Here is a 21,589-nt window from a genome sequence, read left to right on the forward strand (position 1 = left end):
GTTCGTTCTGGCCCACGACGAGGACCAGAGCATGAAGCGTAGGATGCCGAAGTCGGTGAATGCCAGGACGTCGTCTTCACCTATGCCTTTGCGACGCGATCGATGGTGAAGATGGCATGAACTTTATTGACGTGCATAGCTACGCCGCCCGGGTGGAGAGAGTGTCGACGCAGGAGGCGTCCAGTTCCAGGGCAACAACTCGCACAGGCGGCTCTGTGGGATGTTGGCGAAGCGCGCAAGAACGTCGGCAAGCCAGGCTTTCGGCTCGATGTCGTTGAGACGCGCTGTCATGTTGAGCGTGGCCACCACGGCAGCCCGCTCGGCTCCACGATCAGAACCGGCGAACAACCATGCCTTCCTAGTGCAAAACCGCGCGGCGCTCGTTCGCCTGCATTGTCGTCAGACAGATCCTTCCCTCATGGACAAAGGGAGACAAAGCCCTTCCAGCAGTTGAGCAGATAATGATTGGCTTGAGCACGTTGGACGAACGCGAGAGCCGGGCAGAGTCCGCCTGGAGCTTAGCCTCAAGGTCGGTCAGCAGTGGTGCGCTTCTCTTCCGGCAGATCTGCAGCCGATCCTCAGCGTTCAGCCCATAGATGTCGCGATCGATGTCGAACAATTGGTCAATCCGACCAACCGCTTCCAAGAGCGTTGAACCCGCTATAGGCATCGGCCTGCCGGATGCCGGCGAAGTTCTAAAGATGCCGCCCGGGATGCTCGCCCCGCCGATCACGTGAGGCGTAGAACAGGGCCGCCGGTGGATCTCGCCCACCGAATGGCCGATCATCGCGAATACGTCCAAATCCGGCCGGTATCTGCTTTCCCTTTCGCCAGGATAGGTATCCTGGCGTCGTCACCGTGGAGCCGGTCGGCGGAGAGCAACATAGGCTTCGATCAGTTTAAAGATCGGCCTGACGCAAACGCTCCAGCGCCCCTTATCCACCAGCGTCGAGTCCGGCAGGGCGATCCCCTCACATTTGAAGCGCTGGCTCTGCCGATTTAGCGGGTGATGCTGACCAAATTTATCGAACAGGATCGTCGCCAGAAGCTGGGGTCCGATATAGCCCCCGGGGTGTGGCATGGAACGGCGCTGGCGGCTACGTGATCGCCTGGCAATCCCGACAACTGAACTTCTCCCGGACTGTGTCGATCACCTTGAACCGGGCGTGAAATCTCCTCCAGCCTTGAGGTCACGTTTTCCCCGAGCTTCGACAGCCGGATCCATCCGCAGCAGGGACATGGCGTCGGAGCCGGAATGACTACGCGCTCTCGTTCAATGTCGTCGGGAAAGGGTTGGCGAACCGGCCGCTTACGCTCAAATGAACACGCTTTCGGCGTCTTCTCCGCCGCCCTCTCGGCCGCAAGTTCATCTTCAGTTGCGGCCGCCTCGAGCTCCTCAAGTTCCAGCTCCAATTGATCGACCTCCCACCGCTCCGAGCGCGTCCCATAAAGTGTCCGCCGCAGCTTCTCAATCTCGAGCTTGAGGTGGGAGATCAGCGCTTCGCTGCTCGATTGCTTTGCTTGGACATTGGCCGCTTCAGCAAGTTTGGCCTCCGCCGCAAGCCTGGCCGCACGCTTGGCCAGGATCATTGCAAGCGCGGCAGCGAGATCGGGCGGCAGTCCATCAGCGGCGGAGTCCATGACCAAATGGAATCATGTTCTCTGCCGCAGTCAAACGACGAACTCGCAGCCCACGCTGGTTGGACGCCAGGACTCCTGCGGATTGCGCCGATCGATGCCGGACAAAGATAGCTCCTCTGTGCCTGCGAGATCGACACCACGCCGTCCGGCGGCCACGGCCATATAAAACGACCTCTCTCCAACTTCTTTGTAAACAGGCATGCTCCCTTGCCATCATGCCAGATGACCTTCAATAGATCGCCCCGACGCCCGTGGAAGCAGAACAAATGACCGCTCAGGGGATCACGGCGCAGCACCTGTTGGACCTGCAACGAAAATGAGGCGAAGCCTTTGCGCAAATCGGTCTGGCCCGTCGCCAGCCAGACCCGAACTCCCCTAGGATTGGAATCATCGCGGATCCAGAGCCTCTATAGTCCGACGAAGCGCCTCAACGTCGATCCCCGCATCGACAATGACGCGCCGCCCGCCAGCCAGCTCTATCTCGATCCGATGCTCCGTGGAATGTGCTGTCGCGCTCTCCGATAAGGCCGCCACCAAGGCCATGCCCCCATCCTCGGCTACAACTGCCCTGACAAAGCCAGCCTCGGATTTGGTCCGGTCTGCCGCGAAGGCCCTTCGCCAAGTCACCAGCAGAGAACGCGACAAGCCATATCGCCGCGCTGTCGCCGCAACCAGGCGTGGCTCGGACATGCTTTCCATAACAATCCGAGCCTTATCCTCTTCAGACCAACGCCGCCGCCGGCCGGTTTCCACCACTTCAAGTCGATTCAGCGCATTGATCGTATGGCTGTCCATACGTACAGTTCTCAACCATCAGGCCAGTCCGCTGCACGGCGTTTCTTCTCGGAGGCTTACCGCCGATCGGCACGCACTTCAGAAGCGACTTGGCCTTCAATCAAACCATGCTCAGTAGGCGGTGCTGCAGATCGCGGGCCGCCGGCCTGTCGCGCGCAATCACAAGGCACTCCACCGTGCCAGCTTCTTCGTCTGCGGCAAGCGGGATTACGCCCTCCTTGCGTGTGCGGTCGAATAGAAATCCTTCCTTACCGAAACGATCATGCGCTGTTTGGAGGGATCGTGATCGAACATTTCTCACGGATAAAATAACGTTGCAACCGGAATAGTCGAAGCCCAGCAGCCGGACGGCAATACTGTGCAACACCGAGCCGCCACCCCAGCGGCCGTTCGCTTCATTAAACAGCAACCGTCCGCTATTCGCGAAAATAGCGTCAATGTTGATCATCCCGCGATATCCCAGGTCTCGCGCAAGCGCCACAAATCGATAGGCGTGCGCCTGGGCGGTCAACCATTGCTCGTTCCGCAGGTCACTTGGAAGCTCAAGTCCTGTCCAGATCAGAGCTCTTTCGGATCGATCTGTGCTTTTACGCAGACGTATGTTTCCACTGTTGATGAAAACGATTGAACCATCATCCTCGATTTCATACTCGAGATAGAAAAAAGACCGAGCCAGGTGGTACGATTCCACGACCAGCGTCTTACACGACGCTGTTGTCATCTCAGACCAAAGTGCGTCAGGATCAAACGACGGCCATGAAATTCGCCGGGTATCTCTTGCCCCAGGTAGTGGATCGCTTTCATTGCCGGTCAGGATGACATTTCCGACTCCACCGGCTCCATTGTCCAGCTTTACAATGACTCTGCCGGTCTCGGATCTGAGGGAAGTGACCGCTCTGAATAGTTCGTTTGAGTCCGTCGTGACAGATCCATTGGGCAGCGGAAGTCCGACGCTTGTCGCCAATTGACGGAAGTGGCTCTTGCGGTTCAACAGATCAGGCCCTCGCTGCAGAGCGAAGTCGTCGCCGGGCTGCGGTATGCCCAGTATGGCCGCCAGGCGTGCGACGCCTTCAGTAAAGTAGCAAGGATACAATCGCCAGGTTGATTTCTGACGAATATGTCTGTTGATCCGCTCAACGACAGTCTCGGACAGCAATGTGCAGTCATCAAGGACCGGCGATTGGCGGCCCCCTTCAGGTACAAGCAGAAAAAGACTCGATGCGTCGAAATCGAGCGTCGCGCCAATGATGGATAGCAGATCCGCCGGGATGACTACCGGGGAGACTATCAGGTCGCCGTCCTGGGCAAACCACGCTGAACGGTATGCCGAGTTGGCGGCCAGCGAAAGTTGAGCTGCTGTCAGATCGGCGCCCGACATTTGAGCCGTACCGGCATTCATGATCAAGATCCGCGGCATCCGCGACCTCCGGGCATCTGGACGCGATCAGACAGGGATCGTCACGCCAGCAATGTTGAAACTTGCTGCGCCGTGGTGAGGCACTGAGCGAAGGTTGATTTTGCGCCGTCTCGATGTCACCTGCGATGTAGCGGGAGAGCACTGCCCGCCTCCGATCTGCCGATCTCAATTGATAGCTCCTTTCGGGCTGATCGCGTGGCGATTTCCTTCAGCAAAAAATGCTGGATCTTGCCCAACGCGGTTTTCGGTAGTTCTTGTGTGAAAATGATTTCGCGCGGCACCTTAAACCGGGCGAGCTGTGACTGGACATGCGCCGTCAGCGCTTCCGCCTCGACCCGGGCCCCCGGTCGCTTGATCACATAGGCGACCGGTACTTCTTCCCAGCGCGCATCGGGTCGACCGACCACGGCGCATTCCGCGACATCTGGATGGTCCGTAAGCACACGCTCTACTTCTGCCGGATAGATATTCTCTCCGCCCGAAATGATTAGGTTTTTCTTGCGGTCGTGGACCCAAATATATCCATCTGCGTCGCAGCGGCCAATGTCCCCAGTGCGATACCAACCATTGCTCAGAGCCTCACGCGATGCCTGTTGATTGTCCCAATATCCGCAGAAAACGTTGGGCCCACGGATTGCGATTTCGCCTGGGGTACCGGGCGGCAACTTACTGCCCGAATCATCGATGATCGCCGCTTCGCAGCAGAGACCTGCCAAGCCGCTTGAGCCCTCAGGCACGAGATTTCCGCCGAGCTTCGTATACACAGCGATCAGGCAGGTCTCCGTCGAGCCGTAAACCTGCAGGACTGGAACGCCGCGCGCGACAAAGCGCTCGACAAGGTGCTGAGGCACCATCGTCGATCCGGTACAGATTGCTCGCAGCGAGGATAGGTCGGTGCTTTCCCATCGACCATTGCTGGCCAGGGCTTGCATCATGGCTGGCACCAGGGCTGTCAGGCTCGGCCGGTCACACTCGAACGCATCAAGCATGGTCTCCGCCCCAAAGCGCGTGTGGATACTCACCGTCGCGCCGTGATGCAAACTCGGCGTCGTCTGGATGTTCAAGCCACCGACGTGGAAGAACGGCAAAACAGCCAGCGTGTGATCGGCCGAGGTGAGGTCATGCATGTGCTGACTCATGATGCCGTTCCACAGCAACGCTTCCTGACGCAGCACGGCGCCTTTCGGTCGCCCTGTGGTGCCCGAAGTATAGACGATCAGAAGCGGGCAAGACGGCTCCGCGCGAGGATTGCGTCCGTCACCACAGTCGCCGTCCAGGAGATCGTCCAACTTGCAGCCGCCGGGAGGCGTAAAGTCCAATCCGACAAGAGAGGGATGGGGCACTTGCTTCGTCAGGACAGGCAAAGCTGCGCCGAGGCACTGCTCAAGAACGAGCACTTTTGCCCCCGAGTCCGACAAAATGAAAAGGTGCTCGGCGGCCGCAAGACGCCAATTCAATGGTACGAGGATTGCGCCGAGCCTCGCGCACGCATAGAGCAGCGCCAGATAATCAGGCCTGTTGAAGCTGAGGATCGCGATCCGGTCTCCCCTTTGGACGCCGAGCTGGCTCTTGAAGGCGCGAGCGATCCGCTCGATCCGTCGATTGAGGCTGGCGTAGCTGAGACTTTTCCCTTCGAAATGGATCGCGGTTTTGCCGGGAGTATACGCAGCGTTTCGCTCGATCAGTGTGCAGAGATCCAACTTGTTATCCATGCGCCTCAGGCCCGCACATTACGTTTGTCCCGATGCGCTTCAGCCGCAACCCGAAATTGCTCGGTGAGGCTCCGATCACATGCTTCGGTTGGCCTTTGTACAGGCTATGATCACACGGCCTAGGCCGGACCGGGTTCTTGATGGATGTCATGGGTTGCGAACGATGGATATTGCTTGAGGGATCTCAGGCGATTGAACACTCACGCTGTTCTGCTGTGCCGCGGTCGTGTGCATCTGTCGGTAGTGATAGGCACACCACGAAGACAGTGTCTTGCCGCGTCTTTGATATACAGGCTCGCCGCACATATAGGCCGCTCTGGCATCTCCATCTTTGAAGCCGATAATGCAACGGCATTGGCCTTCAATATGGTCGATTAAAAGGACCTTTTTGACGCCGTCAGGCTCTTTCAACGTCCTGCTCCAGAATGCCAAGCAATATCTTCCGATGCCGCGCTGGTCACGCGGAGCGACACTTGCAGCTCAGGCTCCTTGAGAACCTGCGCCGTTCTGAGGCCCGCCGTCTGTCGCACGTTTGCGCGATGGAAATGCCTTGCCAGCCACGGGAAAGCAGTTTGAACAGAGCGGAAAGCCGGTTCGGCGAACTGATTTTGGCGCGGTGTCGCGCCAGAGGAGGGACTTGTTTCAGATCGGGAAGCCGCGCCACCCCCGTCGGGGCTTCGGATGGAGGTCTACGTCGATCAATTCTGACCTCATCGGCTCTCTGGTGGCCCGCCCCAGGACAACCACGTAGTCTCAGTTCCGGAATGCCGAACCATTCATAGCTGCGTGCGAGCCATCGCGCCGCAATCGGGACTCGCTGCATAGTCCTTTCGGCCGACCCGCCACCGGGGATGAGGATCATGACCGACCATCGGGGCGGCATGGATCTGACCAGCTGAGACATTCGCAATCCTTCACAATCCCGGCGGAAGACCAAGATCCAACCTCAAGACCGTACAACTTAACGTTACGTCCGATTCAAGATCTTTTTGGCAACCGGTGAGAACGCGGCGAAGCTCTCAGGCCGCCGGAAACGGGCCGGCCGGCTGGTCTGGTGTCGCACGCATTCAGCGCTGCGATTTGCGTCAGGAAAGTTCGCCATCCCGTTGAGATCGGCGTTGCTGCCGATGAGCGCATTATCGGAAACGCTCGCCCTTCCGCGGCCAAGTGCTCGCTGCCCTTGCAGCCGATTGCGTGCCTGATGTCCGCTGCGCCGTCATTGAATAGCTGTCACTTCTATCCGGCGCTGACCAAGTGCGGCATCCGACCGATAGTTTTCGATCAGGTCGGCCTGCTGGGGGCCTAGCCTGTAGTCCTTGTTCGAGGAACGATCGCGCGAATGTTCCGGCGGCCGTCATCTAACGCACGTCGCGGTCGCTGACTTCGCTTGGTGCCGGGACTATCGCAGCGTCTGATAGAGGCGGTATAGCAGCCGCGCGCGAGGTTCGATGGACGAGATGTAGAGTTGCTCATAATGCGTATGCGCGCCCTTGCCGCCGACTCCAAGGCCGTCAAGGGTCGCGGTATGCGGCGCGGTGAAATTGCTATCGGAGCCGCCGCCGCTGAACGCGTCGAGCAGCTCGAAGCCGAGCTCGGCGGCAAGCTTTTTGGCGTGTTCGTAAAGCGCGGCACCGGCGCTGGTTTTCTCATATGGCGGACGGTTCAATTTGCCTGATACCTTCACCTTGACGCCCTCGGTGCGCGAGCTGATGCCGAGAATCTTCGGCAGCAGCTCGTCGGCATGGGCCATGGTCAGGACGCGCATGTCGACTTGCGCATAGGCCAGTTCCGCGATCACGTTTGGCCTGGTGCCGCCGCGGACGACGCCGACATTGACGGTGATACCGCGCGTGAGATCGTTCATCGCCTCCAGCGTCTGGATCACATGGCCGAGTTCCCGAATCGCGCTGCGGCCGTCCTCGGGTCGCGTGCCGGCATGCGCGGGCGCGCCCTTGATGAATACCTCGAAGCGCGCAACGCCCTTGCGCCCCGTGATGACCTTCCCGCCGTCGTACGCCGGCTCGGTCACGAGCACGTATTTGGCCCTGCGGCCCTCGGCCTCGATCAGCGCACGCGAGGTTGGGCTGCCAATCTCTTCGTCCGAGACGTAGAGCTGGGTGATGCCGAGCGGCGGGCGTGCGTCATCGGCGCAGATCTGCCGGAATGCGTGATAGGCGAGGTAGGCGCCGCCCTTCATGTCGTAGATGCCGGGGCCAAACGCACTGTCGCCGTCGATCTTGAATGGTAGCCGTTCGATGGATCCCATCGGATGGACGGTGTCGAGATGGCTCAAGACTAGAATGCCCGGTATGCCCTGCCCCCAAGAAGAGCGGGTGACCAAATGATCGCCGCAGCCGTCACGCCCTGCAACGCGCTCGACGCTGGCGGGCAGGTCGCGATAGCCTGCTGCGACGACATCAGCCAGTTTGTTGATTTGATCCGGCCGCTCCGTCGGAGATTCGATTACGACCCAGCGGCGAATGCCCTCGAGAATCGGGGCGATTTCGAACGGGTTGCTGGACATCTGATGCCTTTGAATTCGATTGTCATCACGCTGCAAGATGATGAAATATCTCTCACATCAGAATCGAGGCCGAACATCTAGAGAGTCACCAACCGTTGTGACCCAGGCGTGCCTCTGGTCCGATCTTGCTGCGGCAAAGATGTACGCGCCTGTTGATTCTAACTGAGCTACCAAGGCTGGTAGTTTTCGACGGGATTATGTGGCCTCAAGAAGAAGGCCCTTCTGGATTTGGCCGTTCTGGTGAGCTGTAATTATTCCGATCAGGACCTTCCCTGCGACATCCGCGCAAATCGCATTGGCCTGACCAGGTGACCCCCACGCGTCCAAACGCGGGAGCTCGCCGGCCAGCGCCAGCATAGCACGAGCGGCGAAGCGCCGAAACCGCCGGAGCTGAGGGACCTCTCAATACGAGTCTAATCTGTGAAACAGTTGCGGCCCGGTCGATTGTTCGATGACTGTCGCTGGGAGCGACCAGGGATCGAGGCCATCCATCGTTCTGCTCTCCCGACGGCACCCGCGCTCAGTCAAGCAGCAGGGTTCGACGCGCGCCCGCAAGTTGATCAATGGATTGCCACGGCCTTGTCGGTCGCGATAATTCGTCCGATAAAGATGGTATGTGTGCCAAGCACTTGTGGTCATACAAAACGCACTTGAGCGCGCAAAATGCGTTCGGCAATAGCGGTACATCGAAGACGCCCTGATTCCAGGGCGCGATATCGAAGCGGTGAACGCCTTTCGCACCCTCCCGACCGCCAAAACGCAGGGCAAGGTCCTCCTGGTCACTGCGGAGAAGACTGACTTCAAAGCTGCCGCTGGCAAGTATCTCATCATGTGTCTCAGAACGGGCATTGATGCAAACGACCAGGCACGGCGGCTTCATGCAGATGGACGTCACAGAACTCACCGTCAGTCCACGTCGTTCGGCTGCCGTTCCGGTCGTCACGATGGCGACACCGCTCGACTTCGCATCGCCTGACGGAACTCAGCCGGTTGGATAGACGGCATATCCCGAATCTCAGGAGAAGATTGGTGGCTCATGATCTGCCTCTGGAGTTGTACCCACTTCTAGTGGCTCCATACCCAGAGACGACTTTGATTCCTGTTGAGCCTGTAATGAGGTACCCGGTGTCGGAATTGTGTGACGAGTAAGCACAGATTGAGACCGGGTATGACTTCGATGTCCTCTGGATCAGCTACAATCATGACCGGAGGGACGTGCAATATCTCGCCGCGTTGCGCCGGAACGGCGATTGCAGCGGCAGAACTGAGAATTGCCGTTCAGCAGGACCCTTATAAAAGCAGGAAACCGCGCTAAGCGGCCCGGCGACGCGCCAGTGCACATGGAGTCGTGGTCGCGATCCGACCAGCTGGGCTGGGACCTCGCTGGGCCCCGTACGGACGGGATGATGCCGATTGCGGAATCGGCGCGCCTGCCAGCATTTCTCCGCATGTAGACGGCCTCGGCGCACCTAATGCACTTTTAGGAGAACACGCTTTTTTGCCTCGAGAAGATGCTCATCGAGCGTGGCGTGCAGCGCACCCCGCAGCTCCGGCGGGATCGAGCTATCTGTATCGATCAACTCCCGAAACTTCCGAATGATATGTTCTATCATTGCAATAGATCCGAGTGTTTCAATACTCTGCCAGGACATCTCGATTGTCTCCTTTGTCGCCCAGCGCGCACTTCATCGCGGGTCCTCCCCTTGGGAACCCCGCCTGCAACAGGCTCTCGTCGCCAAAAAAGTTGACCCTCGCCCCGCTCAGCGCAAATTGCTTTCGCGGGCGAGCGCAGGCGGTGCGCGCTCCTTGAAATCCCGCAGAAGTGACGCGCATTCGTGGCTGCGATATTTTAGCGCTCGTGAGCAGCAGAATTGGTCGCAATACTCGAACATCAGCCACCTCGGCTATCACGCGTTCGAAACCGCGATCAGGCGCTTCAGTCGAGCGGCTGCGGCACCGCGATCAAGTGATTCTTGTCCAAGTGCTACGCCTTCCTGCAGGGTCGAGGCCCGTCCGGCCACGATCAATGCCGCCGCCGCGTTCAAAAGCGCGGCGTCGCGAAATCGACCTGGTGCGCCATCGAGCACATTTTGCAGCGCAACGGCATTCGCCTGGGCTTCGCTGCTCTCCAGCGCGTCGTTGCGCCAGCGGGGGAGCCTGGCGTCTTCCGGCGTCACTTCGAAGGTGCGGACTATACCCGCCTCAAGCGCAGCAACAAAGGTTGGACCGGTGAGGGTTATTTCGTCGAGTCCGTCCGAGCCATGAACAACCCATACCGACTCAGCACCAAGGTTCTTCAAGACGTACGCCAGAGGCTCGACCCATTCGGGAGAGAATACCCCAATGATCTGCCTCTTGACCCTGGCCGGGTTGGACAGAGGCTCGATCAGATTAAAGATCGTGTGGGTTCCAAGTGCGGTCCGGATCTGGCCGAGGCGCTGCATCGCCGGATAATGGGCTGACGCAAACATGAAGCCGATGTCGGCTTCCTGCACACAACGTGCAATGGCCTCAGGCTTGAGATCGACTTTCACGCCGAGGCGCGTCAACACGTCCGCGGCGCTTGAACCCGAAGACGCAGCGCGATTGGCATGCTTGGCGACAGGAATGCCGGCCCCGGCGACAATGAAGGAAGCACACGTCGACACGTTGGCCGAATACATAAGGGTGCCAGCGATACCGACGGGGTCGCATGCTGCCTCGACCCGCGGCATTCTATTCCGCATCGCCGAGGCGGCGCCGGTGACTTCTTCGACCGTCTCGCCCCGGACCCGCATCCCCATCAATAAGCCACCGATTTGCGAGGGAGTGGCGTAACCCGACATCATGCTATCGAAGGCTGACGCAGTTTCCTCACGCGTCAGAGTAGCACCGGTGGCAACTTTGCTGATGATCGATTTAAGCGCTTCCATCGAACTTTACACGTTCCTCATCCAAACCTTGGGCTCTTCCGTTCAACCAGGCATCGTTGAGACCTGGCACCGGTTGCCTTGATGCAGCTGCCCGTCCCATCCGCACGCGCCATGGCCTCATGGATGCTTGAGGCTGCAGTCGGTCGAGTGTGGGCACCTTTGGCGAGGCTACAACCTGACGCTACGTGAGGGTCAAGCTCTCCATTTCGGTGGTGCGCCGTCGAGAGGAGATCGTCGGCCAGATAGCGCACTGCAGTTGCTCGACGACAGGACCGATGGCACTGTCTCGCGCCCGCTTGCCGCATCCGCAGCGGCCTCTTGACCGCGGTGTTCAGGCCGGATCACCGCGTCCTTGAAAGCCTTTTAGCTTTTCGGCCGCCATCGTGGAGCGTTGAAGTGGCTTCTCTACCTGCTTCGAGGCTATCGGTGCTGGGTAGATCGAGCCCGATCTCAGCTGGCTCTACAAAATAACCCCACCTGATTGTAAATGATGGTGCGCAGGACATCCTTCATAGAGCGATGGACGCGTCCCGTTGATCCGCCCGCATGAGGCGGTGAGCCACCCGTGTTCGGTCCTGCCTTACAGTCGGAATACACCGTACTGCGGCGCGTCGATCGGCGCATTGAGTGAAGCGCTCAATGCGATTGCGAGGGCAGTTCTAGTATCGACAGGATCAAGAATGCCGTCGTCCCAGATTTCCGAGGTCGCATAATAGGCACTTGACCGCTCGCGATATTCTTCAAGAATCGGTACTCGAATGGCTGTCAGTTCCTGCTCCGAGAGGCGCCCTCCGGCCCGAGCCAATTGTCTCGCCTTGACGTGGGTGAGAACTCCGGCGGCCTGCTCGGCGCCCATCGCAGATATCTGAGAATTCGGCCAGCTGAACACGAAACGAGGATCAAACGCGCGTCCCGACATAGCGTAAGTTCCTGCGCCGTGCGAGCTATTACAAATGATCGTAAACTTCGGCACCGACGCTCCGGACACCGCCATGATCAGCTTGGCGCCGTCCTTGGTGATCCCACGCCGTTCATATTCGCGGCCAACCATAAAGCCCGTGACGTTCTGCAGGAAGAGCAGGGGCGTCCGGTTCTTGTCGCACAGCTGAATGAAATGAGCGCCCTTTAGCGCGCTGTCGCCGAACAGCACGCCATTATTGGCAATGATCGCTATTTGATATCCATGAAGCCGCGCAAAGCCGCACACGAGTGATGTCGCATAGCGCGGCTGGTATTCTTGAAATCGGCTGCCATCGACCAGGCGAGCGATGATCTCTCGCATGTCGAACTGCGCTCGCGCGTCTTTTGGAATGATACCGTAGAGTTCGGACGCACTATAGGCGGGCGGCTCGGGGGCTACTCGATCGATCGAGGTCTTCGCCGGTTGGTGGAAGCGAGCAACGACGTCGCGCGCAATCGCAATCGCATGGAGTTCGGAGCTTGCGAAGTAATCACTGGTGCCAGACACGCTGGTGTGCATCAGGGCGCCGCCAAGTTCTTCGGCGGACACTTGTTCGCCGGTGGCAGCCTTCACGACCGGAGGGCCGCCGAGAAAAATCGCTCCAGTACCTTCGACGGTAATGTTGTATTCACTAAGCGCCGGGACGTAGGCCCCAGCCGCAGTGCAGTGGCCCATAACGACGGCGACCTGCGGCACCCCCATCTTCGAGAGAACGGATTGATTGCGGAGAATTCGACCGGCATGGTAGCGATCAGCAAAGAAGTCCGCCTGCAAAGGCAGGAATCCGCCGGCGCAGTCGCACAGGTGAACCACCGGCAGACGGTTTTCGATGGCTATATCCAGTGCCCGCACGATCTTCTTGACCGAGAGCGGATACCATGCGCCGCTCTTCACGCTGGCATCGTCGGCGTGAACAATAACCTCTCGCCCCGCCACAATGCCGATGCCGACAACCTGGGCGGCGCCGGGCACCTCGCCGTCGTATGCCTTGTTAGCCGCCAGCGTCGAAAGCTCTAGGAACGGTGTTTCCGGATCGAGCAAGGCCGCGAGCCGCTCACGAACAAACAGTTTATTCTGCCGACGCAGCCGCTCGAAGTCCCGCTCAGGCCTGTGGAAGCGGGCAACGCGTTGGCGCTCCTTCAATTCGGCGGCAAGTTGTCTGTTGTGCAGGTCGTTGCGACGAAAATCCTGCGAGTTCACGTTCGCCGCGGAACCGATTCGCTGCATTTCAGCGCCCTTCCTGAGAGAGCGTGACCAGCACAGCGTCGTGCTCGAAGCTCTCACCTTCCTTGACGTGAATTCGATCGACGATGCCATCCTGTGGTGAGCGTATGATCGTTTCCAGCTTCATGCTTTCAATCCGCATCAGTGCCATTCCCGCCGAGACCGATTGACCAGACGAAACTGTGACCGCAACAACAAAGCCAGGCATCGGCGCCCGGGCCACCAGAGCGTGAGTCTTGTTGTTCTCGGATGCGCACGCTTGCAACGGGTCATTGTAGCGCAAAATGCGCGTCCTGCCGCGGATGTGGAGGTGAATGAGATCCTCCTCAATGGCGAACCTGACCGGTTCGCTCTGGCCCGCAATGGTCAAGATGCCGCTACTCTCGTTGCAATGGGTGAACGCGACAGGGGTAATCACCTGGTCTCGGAGATGGAGCCGGTAGCCCTGCTGGCTGGGTGAAAGCCACAATTCATGATATACGCCGTCGACCTCGAATGAGTGATGCACGTCAATTTCTCCAACTACCGAGCGCTGCGTGAAGCTCGGGCACGGCATCGGCCGCCTCGCGGACCGGTCTTGTCAGAAGAGCCGCAGATGCCAGGAACGCAGACATTTCGGCAGCAAAGTTGCCGGCTGCGAGATGTGGGTTTTCTTCTAGGTATCCCGTATGGAACTGACCGCCAAGAAATGCCTCGTCGCAAAGAATCTGGGCGAGCAAGCTCGCGTTGGTCTCGCACCCAAGTAGAACCAGTTCGCGAACGGCGCGATGGGCTTTCAGCGCAGCCTCTATGCGGGTCGGTGAATGCACGATGATCTTGGCGAGCATGGAATCGAATGCCGGCGTGATGTGCTGGCCTTGCATGATGCCGCTGTCGATTCGTACGCCGTCCGGATATTCGATAAGAAGTACTTTGCCGGTGGTCGGGACGTATCCGCGTTCGGGAGCCTCCGCGCAAAGCCTGAGCTCGATTGCATGCCCATTTGAAACAATGTCGGACTGCGAAAGTGCAAGTTTTCGGCCCGCTGCCGCATAGACTTGTTCGGCGATCAGATCGATGCCGGTGATCATCTCGGTCACCGGATGTTCGACCTGAAGGCGTGTATTCATTTCCAGAAAGTAGAACTCTCCGCCGCTGAAAATGAACTCGACCGTTCCTGCATTCTGATAGTTCGCTGCACGGGCGATGCCGACGGCGGTTTCGCAAATCCGGGTCCGCAATTCTGGTGATAGCGCTGGCGAGGGTGTTTCCTCGATGATCTTCTGGAAACGGCGCTGCACCGAACATTCGCGCTCGAAGAGATGGACCAGGTTACCGAAGGAGTCACCGAGCACCTGTACTTCAATATGTCGCGGGCTTTCGATATATCGTTCAACATAAAGTCGGCCGTCTCCAAAGTGGCGACGCGCTTCACTTCTCGCCTGCTCAATGGCTGCCTCCAACGTAGCGGGGTCGCGTACAATCCGCATTCCCTTGCCGCCACCGCCAGCTGATGGCTTCACGAGCAAAGGAACTCCAATAGCCCGGGCTCTCGAAACGAAGGTGGCCGGATCATCTTCCTCGATGGCGCAGGGGGCGACTGGAAAGCCGTTGCCCTGGACGAAATTACGGGCGCGGATCTTATCGCCCATTAGCTCGATAGTTTCTGGAGCGGGTCCGATGAATACAATACCGGCCTTTATCACTGTCCTGGCGAATTCGGCATTCTCGGAGAGCATTCCATAACCCGGATGTATCGCGCCGGCGTTTGCCTTGTGGGCGGCGGCGATGATCTGCTCGATATCCAGATAGCTTGCGATTGGCGTGCGGCCGCTGATCGGAATAGCCAGGTCGGCCATTGAGACGGCCGGGGTTCCCGCGTCAACCTCATGGTAGGCAATTGCAGAACGAAGCCCAAGCTTGTTCAAGGTTTTGATGATACGTGCGGCTATCTCACCCCTGTTGGCGATCAGAACGGTATCGAAGGATAATTTATGCATTCGCCTATCCGGACAAGCGGGATTGAACCAGAGCGTCGGTCAATTGTAGGCGGCCATGCTCGTCACCTGACCTCGGGTGACTGTCCTGCCGGTCAGGCTGGGGCCACTTCTATGGAGAGACAAACGAACAGGCCGCCACATCTTCACTTCGAGTCGCTGCTTTTCTTGCCAGTGTCTCGCACGGAGATCACGTAGCGACATTGCTGACTGAGCCTCGCTTGCCTGGATCTGAGGCAGGCAGTGATAGCGGTGGGATCTGGTATGTGGCTGCTACAAAGGCGGAACACGTCCTCCATGCAAGCCTCTTTCTCCTCTGCTGTCGGCGCTTGATCGCGCGCGTTGACCAGCCTAGGCATTAGAGCCGTCATTGCGACGGCAAGAGCGACGGCGCAGTAGTAGAGTTTGAGGCGCGAAGGCAGCTGAGTTCGTTGATTTTGAGTCATGATATCCCTTTAGGTCGTTTGGCTGCGGTATTGTTCTTCCTGCGCGAAGCGCCAACATGACCTGTCAACCGCGAAACAGGCCGGAACTGCTTAAGTGCGGTGCCGGCAAGCTCGTCCTTTCATTTTTGCGGTCTGACTGTACGGTGCTTGTCATCTGTCCGGCATAACGAAACGACACCTGCCCTAGTGGCGGAGCTCCGCGAAGAGGCGAAGCACTGGGGGTGAGCTGGCCAAACAAGTGAATCATTTGGGAGCTTCCGATGATTGTGCGGTTGGTGCATGCTTGGATGTCGCGAGGCATTGCTTGGGCGGGACATGTGCTTAGGTGCTCTGGCTCAGCCTACTCGCCAGCCGACTAATGACGCCGTAGCAGGCGCGACGCCGGGTTGAAGGGGACCGGGCTGCAAGGCAGAGAGATCAGGCAAAAGCTAGGTGCGCTCAAGCCATTGTTGATGATGCATTCGATCGTGCAGAGCGAAGCATGATGGCGCTCGCCCAGACTGTGTTTGGTGTAGTCGCGCCTGTGTTCTGCGTTATGTGAAGATGTTGGGGTGGGGTATCTGGGGCGGAGCCTCCGTCTTGCGTCCGTTCCGGTAGGGCTACGGTGATGGAAGCGCCTGCCGTGCAGATCTCGAAACGTGCGATTTCGTCCAGCCGCGTCAGGAACAGCTCCGACAAAGTGCGGACAAGGATGCGCCTGGAGGATCTTATCGTCCTGATCGAGTTCCGCCAGGTGAGTTTAGATGTTTGAAACATGCGCAATTCTCATGACGTGTGCGGACCACCTGGATTGTCGGACGTGGTTCCAACTTGTCCAGGATCGTACAATCTAACGCTACGTGCGATTCAAGCCCCTTGTGCATCCCATCGTCCGAGGAGGTCGGGGCTGTGCATTCTTCGTACGAGCCTCGGCTGCAGGGCGCGCTTTGGTGCTTCAGAATTGCGGCTGTCAATGGCGATCGTCCGCGTGGGCAACCGAGGGCACGAGCGTCGCTGTTACGTGATTATACGGAGCGCCGGTGTCGCATTTCTTTGATCTGCAAATTGCATGCTCTCGGCATGAATCCGAAAAGTAAACTCTACCAGCCCGACCACTGGCGAGGCCGTGCGGAAGCAACGCGAAAGAAAGCGGAAGCGCTCGCTGACGGAAAAGCCAAGGACAGGCTGCTTAAAATTGCCGGGGAATACGACAGGCTGGCTCGGCGTGCCCACGTGTGGCAGATGCACAAAAACGAGGACGATACGTGGCCTGAGGAAGAGCTGTAAAACGTCGCTGCGGATCATCAAAAAGGACCCCAGCCTGTTGATCGCTACCCGACCCAATGGCCCGCGCAAACGTCGCTCAGCAAGCAAGTCAGTGCTTGGAAGGGGCCTTGAGGGGCACCGTAGGGCGAGGCATCCTAACGCTTCTGTGGTGCGCTCCAGATCGCGACACGTAGGTGAAGGCGGATCAGGCCGCCCAACGCTCCTTCAGGTCCACTTGGTTGGTCAGCTTCTCGAAAGCTAATCCTGCTATCACGAAAGTGCGAAATCCTAGACCTCAATTTGCAGTCACTGCGTCGCAGCTAGTGCGGAAGCCCGGATGACATCCGCGCGGGGACATGTTGAGCCGTTACAAGTCAGTGTTTGGCACTTCGTCGCGGCTGCAATGGCATATCAGTTTCGCCAATTGCGGCATGCCTCAATATTCCTTTGCGTTGGTCGGAGGGGCGGATTTCAGGTAGTCGCGCGAAATGTGCATTGTAACCAAGTCGGTGAAAGAGGTCTCCACGTCCGATTGATGGTGCGCATACGGTGCGGCCGCGGCATGCGAGAGGCGTCGGTAAGCTCCTCGCGCCTTTACCATCCGCGAGATTAGAAGAGCGCTGAAATGATCCAGTAGATAGCAGCCCAAAGCAGCGCATTTATGAGGAGTGCGGCCAGCGGCCAAAGGTTCCACCTCCTTTGCACCTGCCGAGAGCGACAATTGGCGCCGTAATGCTTGTCCGTTGGTTGCTTTGGTGCGCGCCAATGCGTCATTTCATTAGACGTCGCGCTGGTCCACAGAAAAATGCCAGGCTTTGCATGCCTCGTACCACTCATAGGTTCGCGGTCCTCTTTCATAACGCGAGTATCAGAATCGTTGTTGTCTGAGCGCGGCGAGCGTCCGGCCGATGGTATGCTCGTGTATCGTCGGTGCATTGAAGGTCGCGTTCCGTTGCCACAGCAATCGACATGCCACGACGGAAAAATGTCGGCACCGCTTTGATGCATACGAAAGCGCGTCTGTCGGGCGTTAGCCGACAGGGAGCCGCAGTCCAAGGTCGGAGTTGCGACGTACATGTCTGAAAGACAACACCCGCATTAGCAACAAAAGCGTGAGCGCTTCGCGGGCGTCACTCCCTGAACAATGCGTTGTGAGTTGCATCGTAGCAACGCGGGAAAGACGGCCGACGGTCGCACCCATTGAGATCGCTAATCATTGTTTCTGACCGTGACCTTACGAGGAGACACCGAGATGGCAGGCGAACCGCTGGATGTTATCAGCGCAAAAACAGTTCACGCCGGGCGTCCGCGGCTCTGGTGCAACCCCGTTCGATCTAGCCCCGTAAAAACGGCGCATTGGCACTGTTCAGACTCGACCTAAAGCTGCGAATGGTCAAGTACTACGATCTCACCAAGCAGTAAGATCGCCGCGAAACATCAACCGGTGCCGGCAGTGGTCTTGCGAGTCATCATGGAATGTGGATCTTAAACGCCACCATAGGGGGCATGCCATGATGACGACCAATTCATTGAACAGGAGGTGACGGCCAAGAGTCGACAAGTTCTTGTGCTCAGAAGGTCACCGTGAAATATGAATGGGGCGCTAACGCTTGCTTGAAGAGCGATGGCGGACATTGCTGCTGCTGATGCGCGCTCTGTTTGGCGACGGACTGCCATCGCGCAGATTGTGCTATCGCGCATACTCAGGCAATCAGTGGCCGGCTGAGAGCGATCTTCGCCCACAATGCGAGCGTTAGAAGACTATAACAGGAGAATGAGTGATGATGGACATCTGCGGCTTTCTCAGATGGTGCACTGACGTGGGGTACAGGAGCGCTGGGCTGAGGATCGAGCCGGTTGACGAGTGGCGAGACAGCGTCATCTGCGGCGAGTTCAAGGCCATCCGAGAGGCAAAGGAGCGGGCGTGCGGTCGCAGATGATAGAGAAGCTGGAGGCCGGCCGCGTGCAACACGGCCGGTTCGCTACCGTTCCGGGATCAGGCCCTTGCGGCGTGTTCCTTGTGCAGGGGCCTTGCGGGTGTGAACTAAAGATAAGTGGATTCGTCCGTCCTGGCTGGGAGCATGTCGCTGTCTCGACGCCGCGGCGCTGTCCGAATTGGGACGAGATGTGCTTTGTCAAAGACCTGTTCTGGGATGAAGAGGAGTGCGTCATGCAACTGCATCCGCCACATTCGCAGTATGTGAATAACAGCCGATATTGCCTGCATCTGTGGAGACCCACTCATCGCGGCATCCCAATGCCGCCGCCGAGCTTTGTAGGCATCGTTGGGCTGGGGCCATCAGAAGCCGCAATGTTGTTCGCCCAGATGAGCGCGACAGCATGATGAGCTGAGAAGGATATCCGAGCGGAATGTGAGCCGAACGGGTGGAGAAGCACCGGTTCGGTGCTCCGGAACGCGCGTCGCAAGCGGGATATAGTCAGAACTGATCGCCTGTTGCACTGTGCACGCGTGCTGAGCCTGAATTCGCTGTTTTCAAGGGAGCTGCTGATAGTGCACTGATCCGGTTCAAGAGATGTCTCATATGCGCTTGAGACCTATTATTATCTAAGGAGCGGATTGGAGTGCGGGTCTTGGCGGCATTCAAACGAGTGTTTGCGGCACCGTGCTGAACGTCGGCAGCAGCAATGACGTCTCCCCGGGCAGGCGACTGGTCGCAAGGCAATCACTGAACGATCCGACGAAGCGATTGCTCTTTGAAACGAAAAGCATGTGCCGACCGAACGGCATAACGCGAAATGGTGAGACCCGAAGGCAAAGCGACGGCCGATTCAGTTTGACGAAGGCGCTGTCCAGGCGTCGCCTAGGCCACGAGCCGGGATCCGGTCACCCTGACGGCATCCGGAATTGCTCAAGCTAGTCCTACCGGTCGCTCGGCAAGAGCCGGTCGCGCGTCGGCCACTACCCTCATCTGAAGCGGGGCTGATGAGCAGAGGCGCTCGAGTCGCCAAATAGCTAACTGGGGCGGTAGCTTCTTCAAGCCTATTTGGTTGTCAGCTCGTCGTCAGCTTGCTGCAATAGCATTCGCAGGCAGGGCGTAGGCAGCCCGCGAGGACGCGTACACTGAAGAGGCAGACGAGCCGCCATGTATAATCGAGTTAGTGCTCAATCCACACGCCCTAACCAAACTAACGAACCGAGTCAGCCGGCAGACAGCAGCGAATTTGCGCAAACACTGATGGATCTCGCTCGACAGGAGAGCCCGTCACCTGGGGAATTGCCCGACAAAATGGGGCTCTGCTGCAGCAAGCCACATACCTCCGATGCAAACATTTACAGTCCAAGCACCTCAGATTCCAGCATAACCTCTCTGTCCTCCAGCTCAAGTCCATCCTCTCCAGCGAGGCCTATTCCTCCTCTGTTCGATTACAGGACTGCTGAATTATCCGAGGCCAATGTCAACGGCATCTGCGTTGGATTGGCAGCGGAGTGGATCCGCAATCTCCCAAGCAGTCCTTCATCCCGGATGAGGGCGCTGCGCCCGGGTACTCAAACTCACGGCTCAGCCGCGGTGCTGCAGCAGCGGTATCACGACTTAAGGACGGCGGAAGGTTCTCACAATCGTCATGCAAGAAGCACGATGTTACGCGAAGCCGGCCTAGAGCCGTCCGCCGAACAAACACGATATAGGTTTGGTACATCTTCGCGCATCGACCAGATCGTGAACGAGGTCACCCAGGATCCATCAGTCTATTTGGTCAGCTTGCGTTTCGCCCAAGGTGACGCCCACATGATCGCAACGTCGACATCGAATGAAGTAACGACCCTCTTTGATCCTAATTATGGAGAGTTTACTGTTCGGCCAGATCAGATGGGTGATTTGTTCAAAAGTCTTGCCGACCGTTACCGCAACCCGCCGAACGGACTTGATATATCGATGGTCGTCACACAAAGGATGAGGTGAGTGTTTCGGAGGTTCCGACTGACCTTGCCGATCCAACGCGCGGATTCTTTCGTGATCGATGCCGGACAGCCGCATCGCGCCCGACAGTGCAACACCACGGCAGAGAAGACGGATTGGGGCACCCTGAACGTGCGCCCGACGTGGTAGCGGAGCTCACCGCGGCCCCTTCGGACGTTGGAGGGGCACGCTCGACGGAAGCTCTCCGGAAGTAGTGCAGCGAAGGGAGAATATTCAGAGAGAGGCTGGCCGGTCACTCAGCTTCATGAGCTCGTGCCCTCGCGCGTCAAAGCCTGAATGGGTTGCGCTTGCACGCAAGTAGGATCGTTGGCCGCTCGCCACGAGCTCCGCAACCATCCGCGCCCTGTCATCGTGGCTGCACTTCCGCCGACGTCCGGCTTCTGGTGAAGACCTCAAACCGGAACCGACGCAGTGATAACGCTATGCACTGTGTTCGTTCCAAGGCTGACGGTCAAACTTTGCATCGAGCTGCGCTACAAGGTCATTTGACAATTTACTTGCCGGATAATGCCAGGTGACATGCGGCCCTGGAGCTCCTCGCCGCGGAGCGCGCGCAAACAGGCTTTGATCTGGAAGACGTCGCCCGGTAGTTTAGAGTTGATCCCAGTCTCACACCGGAAGTAGCGCGGGCGCAACTCGGCGCTGGTCGGGCTGGATGGATCAGACGCTGTCCCTGCCACGCCCGCACTGATTGAAGTTAGCAGAAACGTGACTCGGCGCCCAAAAGCCCCACGCATACACAGGGCAAGCGCTGTCCCTACCACGCGCCGCTAACTTCAACGGCGTTGTACACGG

The 21,589-nt window shown here is 58.4% G+C and carries 16 protein-coding genes and 1 pseudogene; 3 read left to right on the forward strand and 14 right to left on the reverse strand.

Annotated features, from left to right (window positions below; all coding sequences use genetic code 11):
- Positions 1-123: 123 nt before the first annotated feature.
- The 14 genes and pseudogenes from tnpC to HZZ13_RS14220 form a co-directional block, all read right to left on the reverse strand.
- Positions 124-1,641: pseudogene (tnpC, locus tag HZZ13_RS14155) on the reverse strand (IS66 family transposase).
- Positions 1,587-1,979 carry an IS66 family insertion sequence element accessory protein TnpB gene (tnpB, locus tag HZZ13_RS37625; RefSeq protein ID WP_197960193.1) on the reverse strand — a complete coding sequence of 131 codons (393 nt, stop codon included), beginning with the start codon at positions 1,977-1,979 and terminating at the stop codon, positions 1,587-1,589. The pseudogene tnpC and the gene tnpB overlap by 55 nt, the downstream one beginning before the upstream one ends.
- 49 nt (positions 1,980-2,028) lie before the next feature.
- On the reverse strand, positions 2,029-2,436 hold the full coding sequence (gene tnpA, locus HZZ13_RS14165; RefSeq protein WP_197960194.1) for an IS66-like element accessory protein TnpA: 408 nt from the start codon (positions 2,434-2,436) through the stop codon (positions 2,029-2,031).
- 100 nt (positions 2,437-2,536) lie between these two features.
- A complete protein-coding gene (locus tag HZZ13_RS14170) occupies positions 2,537-3,853 on the reverse strand; it encodes a preATP grasp domain-containing protein (protein ID WP_197960195.1) in 1,317 nt (438 codons plus the stop codon).
- Between the two features lie 116 nt (positions 3,854-3,969).
- Positions 3,970-5,553 (reverse strand): class I adenylate-forming enzyme family protein, encoded by a 1,584-nt coding sequence (locus HZZ13_RS14175; protein ID WP_197960307.1) that lies wholly within the window; start codon positions 5,551-5,553, stop codon positions 3,970-3,972.
- Between the two features lie 159 nt (positions 5,554-5,712).
- Complete coding sequence (locus HZZ13_RS14180; protein ID WP_197960196.1) at positions 5,713-5,976, reverse strand: hypothetical protein; 264 nt, start codon at positions 5,974-5,976, stop codon at positions 5,713-5,715.
- A gap of 988 nt (positions 5,977-6,964) precedes the next feature.
- Positions 6,965-8,089 (reverse strand): M20 family metallopeptidase, encoded by a 1,125-nt coding sequence (locus tag HZZ13_RS14185; protein ID WP_197960197.1) that lies wholly within the window; start codon positions 8,087-8,089, stop codon positions 6,965-6,967.
- A gap of 520 nt (positions 8,090-8,609) precedes the next feature.
- Positions 8,610-9,032 (reverse strand): flavin reductase family protein, encoded by a 423-nt coding sequence (locus HZZ13_RS14190; RefSeq protein ID WP_311972640.1) that lies wholly within the window; start codon positions 9,030-9,032, stop codon positions 8,610-8,612.
- A gap of 526 nt (positions 9,033-9,558) precedes the next feature.
- Complete coding sequence (locus HZZ13_RS14195; protein ID WP_197960198.1) at positions 9,559-9,741, reverse strand: hypothetical protein; 183 nt, start codon at positions 9,739-9,741, stop codon at positions 9,559-9,561.
- A gap of 255 nt (positions 9,742-9,996) precedes the next feature.
- Positions 9,997-11,001 (reverse strand): anthranilate phosphoribosyltransferase, encoded by a 1,005-nt coding sequence (trpD, locus tag HZZ13_RS14200; RefSeq protein WP_197960199.1) that lies wholly within the window; start codon positions 10,999-11,001, stop codon positions 9,997-9,999.
- 580 nt (positions 11,002-11,581) lie between these two features.
- Positions 11,582-13,189, reverse strand: coding sequence for an acyl-CoA carboxylase subunit beta (locus tag HZZ13_RS14205; protein ID WP_246504420.1), 1,608 nt, complete (start codon positions 13,187-13,189; stop codon positions 11,582-11,584).
- Position 13,190: 1 nt separating this feature from the next.
- The gene (locus HZZ13_RS37360) at positions 13,191-13,694 is read right to left on the reverse strand and encodes an acyl-CoA carboxylase biotin carboxyl carrier protein subunit (RefSeq protein WP_197960200.1); all 504 of its coding nucleotides are present in this window, start codon (positions 13,692-13,694) and stop codon (positions 13,191-13,193) included.
- Position 13,695: 1 nt separating this feature from the next.
- Entirely contained in the window at positions 13,696-15,165 is a 1,470-nt protein-coding gene (locus HZZ13_RS14215) for an acetyl-CoA carboxylase biotin carboxylase subunit (RefSeq protein WP_197960201.1), read from the reverse strand.
- A gap of 1,439 nt (positions 15,166-16,604) precedes the next feature.
- Positions 16,605-16,892: a hypothetical protein gene (locus HZZ13_RS14220; RefSeq protein ID WP_197960202.1), complete on the reverse strand. Its 288-nt coding sequence runs from the start codon at positions 16,890-16,892 to the stop codon at positions 16,605-16,607.
- 1,742 nt (positions 16,893-18,634) lie between these two features.
- Between HZZ13_RS14220 and HZZ13_RS14225 the strand changes: the two genes are divergently transcribed.
- From HZZ13_RS14225 to HZZ13_RS14230, 3 genes are all read left to right on the forward strand, one after another.
- Positions 18,635-18,793: a hypothetical protein gene (locus tag HZZ13_RS14225; RefSeq protein ID WP_197960203.1), complete on the forward strand. Its 159-nt coding sequence runs from the start codon at positions 18,635-18,637 to the stop codon at positions 18,791-18,793.
- On the forward strand, positions 18,790-19,197 hold the full coding sequence (locus HZZ13_RS37775) for a DUF7694 domain-containing protein (RefSeq protein WP_446471682.1): 408 nt from the start codon (positions 18,790-18,792) through the stop codon (positions 19,195-19,197). The genes HZZ13_RS14225 and HZZ13_RS37775 overlap by 4 nt, the downstream gene beginning before the upstream one ends.
- 904 nt (positions 19,198-20,101) lie before the next feature.
- Positions 20,102-20,776: a YopT-type cysteine protease domain-containing protein gene (locus HZZ13_RS14230; RefSeq protein ID WP_246504435.1), complete on the forward strand. Its 675-nt coding sequence runs from the start codon at positions 20,102-20,104 to the stop codon at positions 20,774-20,776.
- The last annotated feature ends 813 nt before the right edge of the window (positions 20,777-21,589 follow it).

It is taken from the genome of Bradyrhizobium agreste (assembly GCF_016031625.1).
GTDB classification, from domain to species: Bacteria; Pseudomonadota; Alphaproteobacteria; order Rhizobiales; family Xanthobacteraceae; genus Bradyrhizobium; species Bradyrhizobium agreste.